This window comes from Nitratireductor alexandrii, assembly GCF_004000215.1.
Lineage (GTDB): Bacteria > Pseudomonadota > Alphaproteobacteria > Rhizobiales > Rhizobiaceae > Mangrovimarina > Mangrovimarina alexandrii.
In genome coordinates this window covers 526,783-541,723 of the sequence record NZ_RBVY01000002.1, presented here as the reverse complement: position 1 = coordinate 541,723, position 14,941 = coordinate 526,783, and the positions used below count along the sequence as shown (strand labels likewise).

At 65.4% G+C, this 14,941-nt stretch carries 10 protein-coding genes; 3 read left to right on the top strand and 7 right to left on the bottom strand.

Annotated features, from left to right (window positions below; translation table 11 throughout):
* Nucleotides 1-6: 6 nt before the first annotated feature.
* The 4 genes from narJ to EP380_RS06275 are packed head-to-tail and all read right to left on the bottom strand — an operon-like array spanning nucleotide 7 to nucleotide 8,760.
* On the bottom strand, nucleotides 7-717 hold the full coding sequence (narJ, locus tag EP380_RS06290) for a nitrate reductase molybdenum cofactor assembly chaperone (protein ID WP_127597430.1): 711 nt from the start codon (nucleotides 715-717) through the stop codon (nucleotides 7-9).
* Complete coding sequence (narH, locus tag EP380_RS06285; RefSeq protein WP_106569705.1) at nucleotides 717-2,255, bottom strand: nitrate reductase subunit beta; 1,539 nt, start codon at nucleotides 2,253-2,255, stop codon at nucleotides 717-719. Before narH ends, narJ begins: the two co-directional genes overlap by 1 nt.
* Nucleotides 2,252-6,007, bottom strand: coding sequence for a nitrate reductase subunit alpha (locus EP380_RS06280; RefSeq protein WP_127597428.1), 3,756 nt, complete (start codon nucleotides 6,005-6,007; stop codon nucleotides 2,252-2,254). The genes narH and EP380_RS06280 overlap by 4 nt, the downstream gene beginning before the upstream one ends.
* Before the next feature lie 14 nt (nucleotides 6,008-6,021).
* Complete coding sequence (locus EP380_RS06275) at nucleotides 6,022-8,760, bottom strand: nitrate/nitrite transporter (protein WP_106569707.1); 2,739 nt, start codon at nucleotides 8,758-8,760, stop codon at nucleotides 6,022-6,024.
* A 244-nt stretch (nucleotides 8,761-9,004) separates the two neighbouring features.
* On the opposite strand from EP380_RS06275, the gene EP380_RS06270 reads away from it, so the two are divergent.
* Nucleotides 9,005-9,703, top strand: coding sequence for a cyclic nucleotide-binding domain-containing protein (locus EP380_RS06270; protein ID WP_106569708.1), 699 nt, complete (start codon nucleotides 9,005-9,007; stop codon nucleotides 9,701-9,703).
* Nucleotides 9,704-9,799: 96 nt separating this feature from the next.
* On the opposite strand, the gene EP380_RS06265 is transcribed toward EP380_RS06270, so the two are convergent.
* Nucleotides 9,800-10,630, bottom strand: a complete 831-nt coding sequence (locus tag EP380_RS06265; RefSeq protein WP_127597426.1) for a nuclear transport factor 2 family protein — start codon at nucleotides 10,628-10,630, stop codon at nucleotides 9,800-9,802.
* A gap of 133 nt (nucleotides 10,631-10,763) precedes the next feature.
* Between EP380_RS06265 and EP380_RS06260 the strand changes: the two genes are divergently transcribed.
* Together EP380_RS06260 and EP380_RS06255 are read left to right on the top strand one after the other, a co-directional pair.
* Nucleotides 10,764-12,197: an NAD(P)/FAD-dependent oxidoreductase gene (locus EP380_RS06260; RefSeq protein WP_127597424.1), complete on the top strand. Its 1,434-nt coding sequence runs from the start codon at nucleotides 10,764-10,766 to the stop codon at nucleotides 12,195-12,197.
* 15 nt (nucleotides 12,198-12,212) lie between these two features.
* Nucleotides 12,213-12,572, top strand: a complete 360-nt coding sequence (locus EP380_RS06255) for a cupin domain-containing protein (protein ID WP_127597422.1) — start codon at nucleotides 12,213-12,215, stop codon at nucleotides 12,570-12,572.
* A 59-nt stretch (nucleotides 12,573-12,631) separates the two neighbouring features.
* On the opposite strand, the gene EP380_RS06250 is transcribed toward EP380_RS06255, so the two are convergent.
* Together EP380_RS06250 and EP380_RS06245 are read right to left on the bottom strand one after the other, a co-directional pair.
* The gene (locus tag EP380_RS06250) at nucleotides 12,632-13,747 is read right to left on the bottom strand and encodes an arginase family protein (protein ID WP_238719748.1); all 1,116 of its coding nucleotides are present in this window, start codon (nucleotides 13,745-13,747) and stop codon (nucleotides 12,632-12,634) included.
* On the bottom strand, nucleotides 13,747-14,898 hold the full coding sequence (locus EP380_RS06245) for a M24 family metallopeptidase (RefSeq protein WP_106569712.1): 1,152 nt from the start codon (nucleotides 14,896-14,898) through the stop codon (nucleotides 13,747-13,749). Before EP380_RS06245 ends, EP380_RS06250 begins: the two co-directional genes overlap by 1 nt.
* Between the last annotated feature and the right edge of the window lie 43 nt (nucleotides 14,899-14,941).

Genomic DNA, 14,941 nt, shown 5'->3' with positions numbered 1-14,941 from the left:
TTCCTCTCAGGCGTTCGGCGCTTGCGGCGCGCCGGCGGGATTGCGGCGCGCGGCCCGGACCTGGCGTTGCAGCCGGTCGGGGCCGCAGGCGCCCTCGCCGGCATTGCCGCCGAAGGTGACGGCCTCCTCCTCCCAGACGCGGTCGAGCGCCTCCAGATCGGCCGGGTCGTCCTCCGGCATCGCCAGAAGGTCACGGGTGAGCCCGGCATCCGGCTTTGCCCGCGTCAGCGCCTCCAGAACGGCGAAGGCATTGGCGTAGATCGATTTGCGCTTCTTCAGCCGCTCGCGCAGCACCGTAAGGATATGCGCCGTCTGGCCGAGCAGCTCCCCCGCCTCGTCGGCCGGCTTGACCGACAGATATTCCAGGAACAAAGGCAGGTAGTCGGGCAATTCCTTCGCATCGATCTCGAAACCGTCGGCCTCGTACATGGCCATCAGGTCGACCATGGCCTGGCCGCGGTCGCGGCTTTCGCCGTGCACGTGCTCGAACAGATGAAGCGACAGCGAGCGGGTCCGGTCGAACAGGAAGACGTAACGCTCCTGGGCGTCGTAGAGGTCGCACGCGGCGAGGTCGTCGATGAGACGTTCGAGCAACCGGCCGCGCCTGGCGTCGAGGCCGGCCTCGCCCAACGCCGCCTTCAGTTCGGGCAAAGCCGCGTGCAGTTCGGCGCTCGGATAGGCGAGCAGCAGCGAGACGATCTTGAGGGTCTTGTTCATCACACCCGCTCCTTGAAAAGGTCGGTCGGCGTCTGCACGGTGCGCGTGCGCTTGGCGCCGAACAAATCGGTCTCGCTGGACCCGCCCGAACAGCCATTGCCGAAGGAGAAGCCGCAGGAACCGCGCACGTCGTAGGCATCCTCGGAAACCTCGCGATGCGAGGTCGGGATGACGAAGCGGTCCTCGTAATTGGCGATCGCCATCACGTGGTACATCTCCTCGATCATCTCTCCCGTCAGGCCGACCTTGTCGGCGACGGCCTCGTCGATGACGCCGTCGACCGTTTTGGCGCGCATATAGGCGCGCATGGCAAGCATGCGCTCGAGCGCCGAGACGACGGGCGCCTCCTTGCCCGCGGTGAGCAAATTGGCGAGATAACGGACCGGAATGCGCAGCGAGCGGACGTCCGGCATGGCGCCGTCGAGGCCGATCTTGCCGGCCTCCGCCGCCGACTGAAGCGGAGAAAGCGGCGGGATGTACCAGACCATCGGCAGGGTCCGGTATTCGGGGTGCAGCGGAAAGGCGACCTTCCAGTCCATCGCCATCTTGTAGACCGGCGATTTCCTGGCGGCCTCCAGCCAAGCATCGGGAACGCCGTCCGCGCGCGCCTGGGCGATCACGGCCGGATCGTTGGGGTCGAGAAAGACTTTCAGCTGTTCTTCGTAGAGATCACGCTCGTCGGCCGTCGAGGCGGCCTCGGCGATGCGGTCGGCGTCGTAGAGCACGACGCCGAGATAGCGGATGCGCCCGACGCAGGTCTCCGAACACACGGTCGGCTGCCCGGCCTCGATGCGCGGATAGCAGAACACGCATTTCTCGGATTTGCCCGACGACCAGTTGTAGTAGATCTTCTTGTAGGGGCAGCCGGAGACGCACATGCGCCAGCCCCGACATTTTTCCTGGTCGATCAGGACGATGCCGTCATCCTCGCGCTTGTAGATCGCACCAGAGGGACAGGCCGCCACGCAGGTCGGGTTGAGGCAGTGCTCGCACAGCCTCGGCAGATACATCATGAAGGTGTTTTCGAACTCGCCGTAGATCTCCTTCTCGACGCCTTCGAAATTGGTGTCGACAGACCGCTTGGAAAACTCGCCGCCGAGGATTTCCTCCCAGTTGGGGCCCCATTCGATCTTTTCCATCCGCTCGCCGGTGATCTGCGAACGCGGACGCGCGGTCGGCGAGGCCCGGCTTTCGCCGGCCGTTTGCAGGTGGCCATAGTCGAAGTCGAACGGCTCGTAATAGTCGTCGATCTCCGGCAGGTCCGGATTGGCGAAGATTTTCGCCAGGATGCGCCATTTGGCGCCCATTTTCGGCTCGATCTTGCCGTTCGCCTTGCGCGTCCAGCCGCCGTTCCACTTCTTCTGGTTTTCCCATTCCTTGGGATAACCGATGCCCGGCTTGGTCTCGACATTGTTGAACCAGGCGTATTCGACGCCCTCTCGATTGGTCCACACATTCTTGCAGGTGACCGAACAGGTGTGACAGCCGATGCATTTGTCGAGATTGAGCACCATGCCGATTTGCGCACGAACTTTCATTCTGCCGCCTCCTTGTGTGCAGCGGGTTCAACGTACGGGCCTTCGAGCCAGTCGACCTTGTCCAGCTTGTGCACGACAACGAACTCGTCGCGGTTGGAACCGACCGTGCCGTAATAGTTGAAGCCGTAGGCCTGGTGGGCGTAGCCGCCGATCATGTGGGTCGGCTTGGTGATGGCGCGGGTCACCGAATTGTGGATGCCGCCGCGCTGGCCGGTGATCTGCGACCCCGGCGTGTTCACGATCTTCTCCTGGGCGTGATACATGAAGATCGTGCCTTCCTTCATGCGCTGCGACACGACCACCCGGGCGACGATGGCGCCGTTGGCGTTGAAGACCTCGACCCAGTCATTGTCGACGAGGCCGGCCTTGGCCGCGTCCACCTCCGAGATCCACACCACCGGGCCGCCGCGGTTCAGCGTCAGCATCATCAGATTGTCGGAATAGGTGGAGTGGATGCCCCATTTCTGGTGCGGCGTGATGAAATTCAGCACCACCTGCGGCTTGCCGTTCGACTTGGCCTCGATGACCGGATTGATCGTCTTGGTGTCGATGGGCGGCCGGTAGACGCACAACGCCTCGCCGAACGCGCGCATCCACAGATGATCCTGGTAGAGCTGCTGGCGACCGGACAGCGTGCGCCACGGGATCAACTCGTGGACATTGGTGTAGCCGGCATTGTAGCAGACTTTTTCCGATTCAAGCCCCGACCAGGTCGGCGAGGAGATGATCTTGCGCGGCTGGGCGACGATGTCGCGGAAGCGGATCTTCTCGTCTTCCTTCGGCACCGCCAGATGGGAATGGTCGCGGCCGGTATTGGCCGACAGCGCCTCCCAGGCCTTGACCGCCACCTCGCCATTGGTTTCGGGCGCCAGCGACAGGATCACCTCGGTCGCGTCGATGTCGCTGTCGATGCGCGGGCGGCCCTTCGTGGCGCCCTCCTCCGTGACGACACCGTTGAGACGGCCGAGCAGTTCGACCTCGTGCTCGGTGTTCCACGAGATGCCCTTGCCGCCGTTTCCGAGCGTGTCCATCAGCGGCCCGAGCGCGGTGAAGCGCTTGTAGAGATTGGGATAGTCGCGCTCGACCACGGCAACCGCCGGCATGGTCCTGCCGGGGACAGGATCCACCTCGCCCTTCTTCCAGTCCCTGACGTCGAACGGCTGGGCGAGCTCGCCCGGTGTGTCGTGCAGGATCGGCACCAGAACGACATCCTTTTCCACGCCGAGCACTTCCGGCGCGACCTCGGAAAACGCCTTGGCGATGCCCTTAAAAATGTCCCAGTCGCTGCGGGCCTCCCAGGCCGGGTCGGCCGCACTCGTGAGCGGGTGGATGAACGGATGCATGTCGGAGGTGTTCAAGTCGTTCTTCTCGTACCAGGTGGCGGTCGGAAGCACGATGTCGGAATAGACGCAGGTGGTGGACATGCGGAAGTCGAGCGTGACCAGAAGGTCGAGCTTGCCTTCCGGCGCCTCGTCGCGCCACACGACATCGGTGCCGCGCTGACGGCCCTCCTCGCCGAGGTCCTTGCCCAACAGGCCGTGCGAGGTGCCAAGCAGGTGTTTCAGGAAATATTCGTGCCCCTTGCCCGACGAGCCGAGCAGGTTTGACCGCCAGACGAACAGGTTGCGCGGCCAGTTGGCCTCGTCGTCGGGATCCGCGCAGGCCATTTCCAGCGTGCCGGCCTTGAGTTGGGCGGCGACATAGTCCTTCGGCTCCTCCTTCGCCTTGGCAGCGGCGGCGGCGATGTCGAGCGGGTTGGCCTTGAGCTGTGGTGCCGAGGGCAGCCAGCCCATGCGCTCGGCGCGGATATTGTAGTCGATCAGCGTGCCGTCCCACGGACCCTCGGGCGCCGTCGGCGACAGAATCTCGTCGACCTTCAGCGTCTCGTAGCGCCACTGATCGGTATGGGCGTAGAAGAACGAGGTCGAGTTCATCTGCCGTGGCGGCCGGCCCCAGTCGAGACCGAAGGCAAGCGGCAGCCAGCCGGTCTGAGGACGCAGCTTCTCCTGGCCGACATAATGGCTCCAGCCACCACCGGACTGGCCCACGCAGCCGCACATGACCAGGAGATTGATGATCCCCCGGTAGTTCATGTCCATGTGGTACCAATGGTTGAGGCCGGCGCCGAGAATGACCATCGACCGGCCATTGGTCTTTTCGGCGTTGGCGGCGAACTCGCGCGCCACCGCGATGATCTGCGCGCGCGGCACGCCGGTGATCTTTTCGGCCCAGGCTGGGGTATAGGGCTGGTCGTCGTCGTAGGACGTGGCGCAGCTTTTGTCGTTCAGGCCGCGATCGAGCCCGTAATTGGCGACGAACAGGTCGAACACGGTGGCGACCAGCGCCTCGCCCTCGGCCAGCCTGATCTTTTTGGCGGGCACCGAGCGGACAAGCACGCTGTCATGGTCAGTGCCCTGGAAGTGATCGTGCTCACGATTGCCGAAATAGGGAAACGCGACGGCGGCGACCTCGTCGTGATCCTCGTCCATGATCAGGCTCATGTCGAGCTCGACATCCTTGCCCTTGCCGTCGCGGGCCTCGAGGTTCCACTTGCCCTTCTCGCCCCAGCGAAAGCCGATCGAGCCGGCCGGCGCGACGCATTTCTTGGTCTTGCCGTCAATGGCGACGGTCTTCCATTCGGGATTGTTCTTCTCGCCGAGCCCGCCCTTGAAATCGGCGGCGCGCAGCATGCGGTCTGGAACGTAGCGGCCATCCTTCTCGACCAGGCGCACCAGCATCGGCAGGTCGGTGTAGCGGCGGCAATAATCCTCGAAATATTCGGCCTGGCGGTCGAGATGGAACTCGCGCAGGATGACGTGGCCCATCGCCATGGCGAGTGCGGCATCGGTGCCCTGCTTGGGATGCAGCCACAGGTCGGAGAATTTCGCAGCCTCCGAATAATCCGGCGACACGACGACCGACTTGGTGCCCTTGTAGCGGACCTCGGTGTAGAAATGGGCGTCGGGCGTGCGCGTCTGCGGCACGTTCGACCCCCACAGCATCAGGAAGCCGGCATTGTACCAGTCGGCCGATTCCGGCACGTCGGTCTGCTCACCCCAAGTCATGGGCGATGCCGGCGGCAGGTCGCAATACCAGTCGTAGAAGGACATGCACACGCCGCCCAGAAGCGACAGGTAGCGCGAGCCGGCCGCGTAGGACACCATCGACATGGCCGGGATCGGCGAAAACCCGATCACCCGGTCGGGGCCCCATTTTCTCGCCGTATAGGCGTTGGCAGCGGCGATGATCTCGTTGACCTCGTCCCATTCGGCGCGCACGAAGCCGCCGAGGCCGCGGACCTTGATATAGTCGGCGCGCTTGGCCGGATCCTCCTGGATCGCGGCCCAGGCGCCGACCGGTGTCTTGACCGCTCTTTCCCGGCGCCACAGTTTCAGCAGCCGGGACCGGATCAGCGGGTATTTCACGCGGTTGGCCGAATACATGTACCAGGAGTAGCTGGCGCCGCGCGAGCAGCCGCGCGGCTCGTGGTTCGGCAAATCGGGCCGGGTGCGCGGATAGTCGGTCTGCTGGGTTTCCCAGGTGACGATGCCGCCCTTGACGTAGATTTTCCACGAACAGGAACCGGTGCAGTTCACGCCATGGGTGGAGCGCACGACTTTGTCGTGCTGCCAGCGCTTTCTGTAGACCTCCTCCCAGTCCCGGTTCTCGCTGGTGGTCACGCCGTGCCCCTGCGAGAAGGTGCCGGTGTTCTTGCGCGCCAGGAAATTCAGGCGATCGAGAAGATGTGACATGGCTTTCGCGCTCCTTACTCGGCCGGCGTGGGTTGGGTTGCCGGCGTCGCCGGGGTTCGTTCCGCGGCGTATAAGAGGCCGCCGCGGCGCGTGTAGAAGATGAAGGTCAGGACGGTGCAGACCACGTAGAAGACCAGGAAGCCCCACAGCGCCATCTCGGGCCCACCGGTCATGGTGATCGACGTGCCGTAGGCCTTGGGAATGAAAAACGCACCGTAGGCGGCGATGGCCGAGGTGAAGGCGATGATCGCCGCCGATTCACGCTCGGCCTGCTTGAGGCGGGCGGCCTCGCCCAGCTCCGGCATCAGGCGCGGGACTTCCAGGCGCATGATGGAGGGGATCATCTGGAAGGTGGAGGCGTTGCCGACGCCGGTCAGGAAGAACAGCGCCATGAAGCAGGCGAAGAACCCCCAGAAATTGCCGCCGACACCCTGCTCGGGCAGGAACTGCAGCACGCCCCAGACCGCCACGATCATGCCGGCGAAGGTCCACAAAGTCACGCGGCCGCCGCCGAACCGGTCGGACACCCAGCCGGTTCCGGCACGGCTGAGAGCACCGACAAGGGGCCCGAGAAAGGCATAGGACAAGGCGTTCACATCCGGGAACTGCGTCTTCATCAACAAGGGGAAACCCGCCGAATAGCCGATGAAGGAGCCGAACGTGCCGGTGTAGAGAACGCACATCACCCAGTTGTGGAGGCGCGAGAAGATGATCGACTGTTCGGCGAAGGAGGCCCGCGCGGCGGCGATGTCGTTCATGCCGAGCCAGGCGGCGATCGTGGCCACGATCAGGAACGGCACCCACACGAAACCGGCATTCTGCAGCCAGATCATCGAGCCGTCGGTGGCCGTCTGTCCGTCGCCGAAGGCGAAGGCGAAAGTTCCGGTGGAGATGACGACCGGCACCAGGAACTGCATGACGCTGACGCCCAGATTGCCGAGGCCGGCGTTGAGCGCCAGGGCGTTGCCCTTCTCCTTCTTGGGGAAGAAATAGGAGATGTTGGCCATGGAAGAGGCGAAATTGCCGCCGCCCAAACCGCACAGCAGCGCCAGAACCAGGAAGATCAGATACGGCGTGTCCGGGTTCTGGACCGCATAGCCAATGCCGAAAGCCGGGATCAGCAGCGAGGCCGTCGACAACGTCGTCCACAGGCGGCCGCCGAAAATCGGCACCATGAAGGAATAGAAGATGCGCAGCGTCGCCCCCGACAGGCCAGGCAGGGCGGCGAGCCAGAAGAGCTGGTCAGTCGAGTAGTCGAAACCTATTCCCGGCAGCTTGGCGACGACGACCGACCAAACCATCCACACCGAGAAGGCCAGAAGCAGGGCCGGGATCGAAATCCACAAATTGCGGCGCGCGATCCGGCGTCCCCGGTCGTTCCAGAAGGCGTCGTCGTCGGGCCGCCAGTCGTCGAGCACGCCGGCCAGACCGGCGTGCTTTTCGCCCTCGTGGATCGGCTGCATCTCGGGAAGCTGGGGAAGATCGACCACGCCCTCGGCAAGGGCCTTCTGCTCCATCGCGCGGATGGAGAAGTGCATCCACACCATCGCCACGGCCACGATGAGGAACAAAAGCATGAAGCAAGTCGTCCACACACCCGTGAGATCGAGCATGGCGCCGAAGGCGATCGGCAGGACGAAACCGCCAAGGCCGCCGATCATGCCGACCAAGCCGCCCACCGCACCGACATGGTCGGGATAGTAGACGGGAATGTGCTTGTAGACCGCCGCCTTGCCGAGCGACATGAAAAAGCCCAGCACGAAGATCGCCACGACGAAGGGCGCCAGGCTCATGCTGGTGGAAAACTGGATCGGGCCCTGGGTGCCGTGGATGATATAGTCGGTATCGGGATAGGACAGCATGAAGGTCAGCACCGCCGACACGCCGAAGGTCCAGTACATCACCGAGCGCGCACCGTGCTTGTCGGACAGGTGACCGCCATAGGCGCGGAAGATCGAAGCCGGCACCGAATAGGCGGCAGCGATCATGCCGGCCGACTTGATGTCGAGGCCGTAGACGCCGACGAGATAACGCGGCAGCCACAGCGCCAGCGCGACAAAGGCGCCGAAGACGAAGAAATAATAGAGTGCGAAACGCCAGACCTGGAGATTGCGAAGGGGCTCGAGCTCCAGCAGCGTCGAACGGGCCTTTTCGCCACTCGCCTTGCGCGCGGCGGTCGCGGGATCCTCCTTGGTGAACAGGAAAAAGACAATCGCCATGATGGCCAGCACCACGGCATAGACCTTTGCCGTCGACTGCCAACCGATGGCGACGAGAAGAAACGGCGCCCCGAAATTGGTGATGGCGGCGCCGACATTGCCGACCCCGAAAATGCCGAGCGCGGTTCCCTGGCGCTCCTTGGGGAACCAGCGCGACACATAGGCTATGCCGACGGCGAACGACCCGCCGGCAAGACCGACGCCGAGGGCCGCGACCAAAAACATCCCGTAGGTGGAAACGGTGGACAAAAGCCAGGCCGCAACGGCAGTCAGCAGCATGACCAATGTGAAGACGATCCGGCCGCCATACTGATCCGTCCAAATGCCCAGGAAGATGCGGCTGAGGGAGCCGGTCAGGATCGGTGTCGCCACCAGCAGGCCGAACTCGGTGTCGGTGAGACCAAGCTCCTGCTTGATCCTGACGCCGATGATGGAAAAGATGGTCCAGACCGCGAAACACGTGGTGAAAGCGATCGTGCTCATTCCGAGCATCCGGGTCTGTTGTCCGGCCGATACGCCTGAGAGCGAATGCATGATCCCGTCCCCTTCTCCTGCGAACGAAAGCGCCGCAATTTCGAAACGACGGATCAAGTTTTGGGTGATCGGGGCCGGCGCAGTTGATCCGGATCAATCCGCGGCTCCGTTCAATGAGAAACAAAGCGCGCGCAGGCAAATGGCAACAAGTGCACGACTGTGCATCAAGCCGGCCGGTTGAACAGCGAATTGACCGCTGCTACTAGTTCAATCGGCGGCTTGACAATTATCAAGGATTGAAAGCTTGCGAACCAGCGACCTGCCCCAGATGCGGTCTTTGCCCTTGTTCGAAAGCATGGGCGAATCGAATTTCGAGACGCTGATGCAGGCCGCCTATCTGCAGACTTTTCCCGCCCAACTCGACCTGATTACCGAAGGCGATCCTGCCGACTTCCTCTATGTCGTGACCGACGGGTGCGTGGAGCTCTATGCCCGTTCCAACGGCCGGGAGACGACGATGGCGCTGGTGCGGCCGGTCGGCACCTTCATCCTGGCGGCTGTGCTGAAGGATGCGGTCTATCTGATGTCGGCGCGCACGGTGCAAAAGTCGCGCATTCTGCTCATTCCCTCCCAGAACGTCCGCGCCGCCTTCGAGCGCGACGAAGCCTTCGCGCGCGCCATCGTCCAGGACCTGGCCGGCTGCTACCGCGGCGTGGTCAAGGAGCACAAGGACCTCAAGCTGCGCACCGCCGTCGAGCGCCTGGCCAACCGGCTGTTGCGCTATCACAGCGAACAGGGCGCGACCGGCTCGCTCGAACTGCCCTACGACAAGCGCACCATCGCCTCGCTGCTCGGCATGACGCCGGAGAACCTTTCGCGCGCGTTCAACACGCTCAAGCCCTACGGTGTCGACGTCGACGGAGCGGCCGTGCGGCTGAACGATCTCGACGGTTTGGTGACGCTGGCCAAACCCAACCCGCTGATCGACGACCGGGGAACATGATCCGCCTGCGCCGACCGTTCCCCGTCGGTGGCGACCGCCTGGCACCGAGACGCACCGAGCGGATCAATGCGTCCGGCCTGGGCGACGGGCAGGCTTTCACGGCGCATCCCCCTCTCCCGTCGCACGGCAAGGCGCCCCTGAGCCGTGCAGCCGCTGGCGGACCCGGTAGAAGGTCGAGAGCGACCCGAAGCCGGCGGCTTGCGCCAACCCGCCCGCCGGCGCTCGCGGCCTGGCGCGCCGCAAGCTCTCATAGACCGCCAGGCGGCGCGCATTGACGAAATCGAGAAAGCGCGTGCCCAAGATCGTGTTGAAATAATAGGAAATCTGGTTGCGCGTGTAGCCGGTCTCGCGCGCCACATCGGCCAGTTGCAAATCGGGCCGGCGCACCGGACCGTCTCCGGCGAAATAGTCGTCGAGGTCGGCGGCAAGCGCGCCGATCTGCGGCAGCGACAGGCCGAGCCGCAAGGCGGCCGGCCGGGGAGCGGCGCGTCGGTCTGCCTGCCCGCCGTCGAGCTCCGGCATGGCAAGACTGCACATTTCCTCGACCGCCACGATCCGCTCGCCGCTCAGCTCGAAAATCTCGCAAATCTCGATCCCGGCCTGATCGTGTGCCGCCATGTCCGGGATGGCCATGCGATACCGCAAGAAGGCGGTGTCGCCGTCGACGCGCAATCGATCGCGGTAAAGCTGAAGCGGGGCGCGGCGCGGCGGCGGCATGGCGGCGCGCAAATAGGCCTCGATCTGCGGCCCCGGCACGCGGCGGCGCTGGAAATGGTCGACATAAACGGCGTCCGGCGCAAACAGCGCCGCCATCGCGGTAGCGTCGCGTTGCCGCCAGGCCGCGCGATAGGCGGCGACCACGCGCCGCGTCAGCGCGGATCGTGCGGTCTCCTCTCCGTCGGCGCGCAGTCCGGCGTCAGCTTCCATGCGCGCCTCCCCGTCGCCGGCATTGCCGCGGCTGCGGGACCGCTGACACGCCTGGCCGCTTGGCGGCGGGCGGAGATGCGGCTAGCTCGGACAAGAGACGCGCCATCAAGGTCCAGCCACGAGCTCCGACGCCATGACTCAAAAACCCGCCCTCGCCGCCGAACCGGCCTTGGTTCGCGGCACCGAGCACCCAGGCCTTGCCGGCGCCCTGGCGACACCGTTCTGGACGCATGATAGCGGGCTCGCCCCGCTGCCTGCCAGCGCGGCGCCGCTGCCGGAACGCTGCGACCTGGCGATCGTCGGCGGCGGCTTCACCGGGCTGTGGACGGCGATCGAAGCGCGGCGGCGCCACCCCGACTGGCGCATCGTGGTGATCGAACGCGATTTCTGCGGCTGGGGGGCGAGCGGACGCAATGGCGGATTTTGCGCGCCGTCGATCTCGCACGGACCGTCGGTTGCCAAACAACGCTGGCCGCGCGAGGCCGAGACACTGGTCAGGCTGGGACGCGACAATCTCGACCAACTCCAGGCCGACCTGGAACGGCTGGGCATCGACGCGGAGTTCGAACGTTGCGGCAAACTGACGGTTGCGCAGTTTCCCTGGCAGCGCGAGGGGCTGCGGGCGGCCGCGCGCACCTGTGCCGCGTTCGGCATCGAGACGATGGCGCTGGAAGGCGATGCCCTGCGCGAAAAGCTTGTTTCGCCGCTGTTCGAAGCCGGGTTGTTCGAACCGAACTACGCCGTTCTGAACCCGGCGAAGCTGGTCGCCGGCTTGCGCGACACCGCCCTCAGCCAGGGCGTGGAGATTTGCGAGGGGCTGGCGGTGAGCGCGATACGCACCGGCGAAGCGGTGGTGCTGGAGACCGAGGCGGGCGCGCTGCGCTGCGCGCGGGTGGCGCTGGCGACCAACGTGGCCAAACCGCTGCTGCGCCGTCTCGCCGGGGCGGTAATCCCGGTCTACGATTACGCCATCGTGACGCGTCCGCTGAGCGCGGACGAGTTGGCCTCGATCGGTTGGCTCGGACGCTACGGCGTGGCCGATGCCGGCAACCGGTTCCACTATGCGCGCAAGACCCGCGACAACCGCATCCTGTGGGGCGGCTACGACGCGATCTATCATTTCGGCGGGGCGCGCGACGAGGCGCGCACGCAGCGGCCGGTGAGCTTCGACCTCCTGGCGCGGCAATTCGCCGAAGCGTTCCCGCCGCTCGCCGATGTTCCCTTCACACATGCCTGGGGCGGGGTGATCGACACCTCGGCGCGCACGACCTTCTTCGCCGGCCTGGCGGCGCGCGGCAGGATCGCCTATGCGATGGGCTTTACCGGCCAGGGCGTCTCGGCGAGCCGGTTCGCCGCGCTGACCATGCTCGACCATCTCGACGGCCAGAGCACCGAGCGCACGCGCCTGGCGATGCTGTCCACCCGCCCGGTCCCCTTTCCTCCCGAGCCGTTGCGGGCGCTGTCGGTCGCACTGGTGCAAAAGCTGCTGGCGCGCGAGGACGAGACCGGCCGGCGCGCGCTGTTGCTGCGCGGCCTCGACCGGCTCGGCATCGGTTTCGATTCCTGAACGGAGCACATCACCATGACCGACCAGCCAACCCATGTGTTGACTTTCGAGCCCGGCCGTACCGCACCGATGGAAACGCTCACCGACGACCCGAAGGCCGTCGACACGCCCTATCGCAGCACGAGCTGGCGGCATTTTTCCGCGCCCGAGCGCGGTGCGCTCGCCGGCATCTGGGAAGCCGAGCCGCATCTGGAACGCTGCGTGTGCGACTATGACGAGCTTTGCCATATCCTGGAAGGCGAGGTGCGGCTGACCGACGCCGAAGGCCGGGCGCGACGCTTCGGCCCCGGCGACAGTTTCGTGGTCGAGCGCGGCTTTCGCGGCACATGGGAAAATCTGAGTTTCGTGCGCAAAGTGTTTTTCATCCTGCGCTGAGCCGGTCAGGCGACCGCACGGGGCCGGCCGCGCGATCGCGTCGGCTCGCCCCGGCCCGCTCACGGATCGAAACGCCAGCCGCTGGCGGCGAGGCGTTCGGCGAGCGCTGCGATATCGGCCTCCACGCGCGCATCCGGCTCCGGCATGAAGGCCAGCGGGTCGGCGAGGCCGCACGGCAGGTCCAGGAAACCTTCGGCGGTGGCGTGCAGGCAATAGGCCGCGTAGGCGGGGTTGTAGCCGCCCTCCTGGACGACCAGCAAGCGGCCGCCGCACAGCCTGTCGGCCGCGGCCCGGGCCCGGCGCGCGAGCGCGTTGAAGCCGGCCATGGTGACGATCTGACGCCCGTTGGGATCGAACTGGCCGGGATCCTGGCCGTTGCCGATAATGATCAGATCGGGGCCGAAACGCTGGAGCGCCGGCAGGACGAAACGGTCGAAGGCGGCCAGATAGGCCTTGTCGCCGGACCCCATCGGCAGCGGCAGGTTGAGATTGGCGCCCATGCCGGCGCCGCGACCGGTCTCCTCGGTGCCGCCGGTCTGGGGATGGGTCGGCCCCCAGGCGCCGTGATCCATATGCAGTGAAACGGTGAGCACGTCCGGATCGTCGTAAAACCCCTCCTGCGTGCCGTTGCCGTGATGCACGTCCCAGTCGATCACCGCCACGCGCGCCAGGCCGCGGCGCTGCGCCACGCGCGCGGCGATGCCGCTATTGTTGAAGAAGCAATAGCCGTCCGCCATGGCCGGGGCGGCGTGGTGGCCCGGCGGGCGGATCAGCGCCATGCTGACCTGACCGGTGTCGCACAGATGTTCCAGCGCCGCCACCGTCGTGCCGGCCGCCGCAAGCAGCCCGCGCAAACTGTCTTTGGACATCAGCGTCGTTGCGGAAAAACGCCGTCCCTCGCGATCGGCCGCGCGGATTTCGTCCAGATAGGCCGGCGCGTGGAACAGCGTCAACTCGGCGTCGGTCGCCAGCCGGCCGTCGTGCCAGGCGATCCGCTCGCGCACCGGGCCGCGTTCCAAAAGCGATTTCATGTTGGCGAGCCGCGGCGCGCTTTCGGGATGGCGCACCTGCTCGGCCAGAAGCGCGGAGGGCGGGGCCTCGAAGACCCCCTCCCCGGTGTCGTGTTCCAGCACCGCGGGGTGCCAGAACACGGCCAGCTTCGCCTCCCCGGCCATCAGTCGATCACCACCAGGTCGGGCGACAGCTCGGACATGGATTGCGAACCGGTCTCGCCGCAGACCACCGTATCACCCAGCTTGAGCCCGAACCCCTCGCTGTAAAGCGACAGGTTGGGCTCGACCGAGAAGGACATGTTCTTTTCAAAAACATGGTCGTCGGCTTCGTCGAGCATCATCGCCTCAAGCCAGGTCGGCGGATAGGCGAGACCGAGGCTGTAGCCGATCCGGTGGACGCGGGTGCGTGACAGGTCGAGACGGTCGAGGATCTCGTTGCAGACCGTGTTGACCTTGCCGACCGGCGTGCCGGGCTTGGCCGCGTCGATGGCCGCGCGGAAGGATTCCGACAACAGGTCGGCCACCTCCCTGACGCGCGGGGCGGGTTTGCCGATCACGGCGGTGCGCATCAGGATGGCGTGATAGCGGTTGCAGACGCCGGCATGTTCGAGAATGACGATGTCGCCTTCGCTGATCACCTGGCGATGCGGCATGGCGTGGGTCATGGTCGAACGGCGCCCGGTGGCGCACATCGGGCTGATGGCGGCGTATTCGCTGCCGGCCTCGGCCAGAGCCTGGGCGACCACGCCCGATATCTCGATCTCCGACACGCCCGGCCGCAGCGCCTCGAAGGCCGCGCGCATGCCGACGTCGGCCATGCGCGCGGCGCTGCGCTGGAACATCAGTTCCTCGTCGGACTTGATCAGGCGCTCCTCGGCCACCACGATCGAGGCGTCCTGCATGTCGGCCTCCGGCAGATGGCCGCGCAGGGCGTTGTACTGCGCCGGCGTGAAGGTGAAGGCGGTCATTTCGAGGCCGATACGCCCCGCGCCGAGCCCGCAATCCTTCAAGATGTTGGCGACGATCTCCAACGGGTCCTGGGTGGCGATGTCGTAGAAGACGGCCTCCTGAGCGCAGGACAGTTCCCAGGTGGTGGGAATCTCGCTGGTGCGGGTGATGAAGACCGGCGCAGCCAGTTTCGGCGACAGGATGAGCGCCTGGTACCAGAGGAAGCCAAGACTGTCGAAACCGTTGAGATAGTTGATGTTGTCGGGAAAGTTGACCACCAGCGCATCGAGCCCGCGGGACTCCATGCGTTTCATCACGGCTTCGAGACGCGCGCGGTAGGTATGCGCGGGAAACGCGGTCAGCATCGTTGGTGCTCCTTCAGAAAAAAAGCAGTTGCGTAAGGATGGA

Excerpts from the sequence above, each read along its gene's own strand:
- narJ (WP_127597430.1), bottom strand. The coding sequence starts at position 717 with ATGAACAAGACCCTCAAGATCGTCTCGCTGCTGCTCGCCTATCCGAGC.
- narH (WP_106569705.1), bottom strand. The coding sequence starts at position 2,255 with ATGAAAGTTCGTGCGCAAATCGGCATGGTGCTCAATCTCGACAAATGC.
- EP380_RS06280 (WP_127597428.1), bottom strand. The coding sequence starts at position 6,007 with ATGTCACATCTTCTCGATCGCCTGAATTTCCTGGCGCGCAAGAACACC.
- EP380_RS06275 (WP_106569707.1), bottom strand. The coding sequence starts at position 8,760 with ATGCATTCGCTCTCAGGCGTATCGGCCGGACAACAGACCCGGATGCTC.
- EP380_RS06265 (WP_127597426.1), bottom strand. The coding sequence starts at position 10,630 with ATGGAAGCTGACGCCGGACTGCGCGCCGACGGAGAGGAGACCGCACGA.
- EP380_RS06260 (WP_127597424.1), top strand. The coding sequence starts at position 10,764 with ATGACTCAAAAACCCGCCCTCGCCGCCGAACCGGCCTTGGTTCGCGGC.
- EP380_RS06255 (WP_127597422.1), top strand. The coding sequence starts at position 12,213 with ATGACCGACCAGCCAACCCATGTGTTGACTTTCGAGCCCGGCCGTACC.
- EP380_RS06250 (WP_238719748.1), bottom strand. The coding sequence starts at position 13,747 with ATGGCCGGGGAGGCGAAGCTGGCCGTGTTCTGGCACCCCGCGGTGCTG.
- EP380_RS06245 (WP_106569712.1), bottom strand. The coding sequence starts at position 14,898 with ATGCTGACCGCGTTTCCCGCGCATACCTACCGCGCGCGTCTCGAAGCC.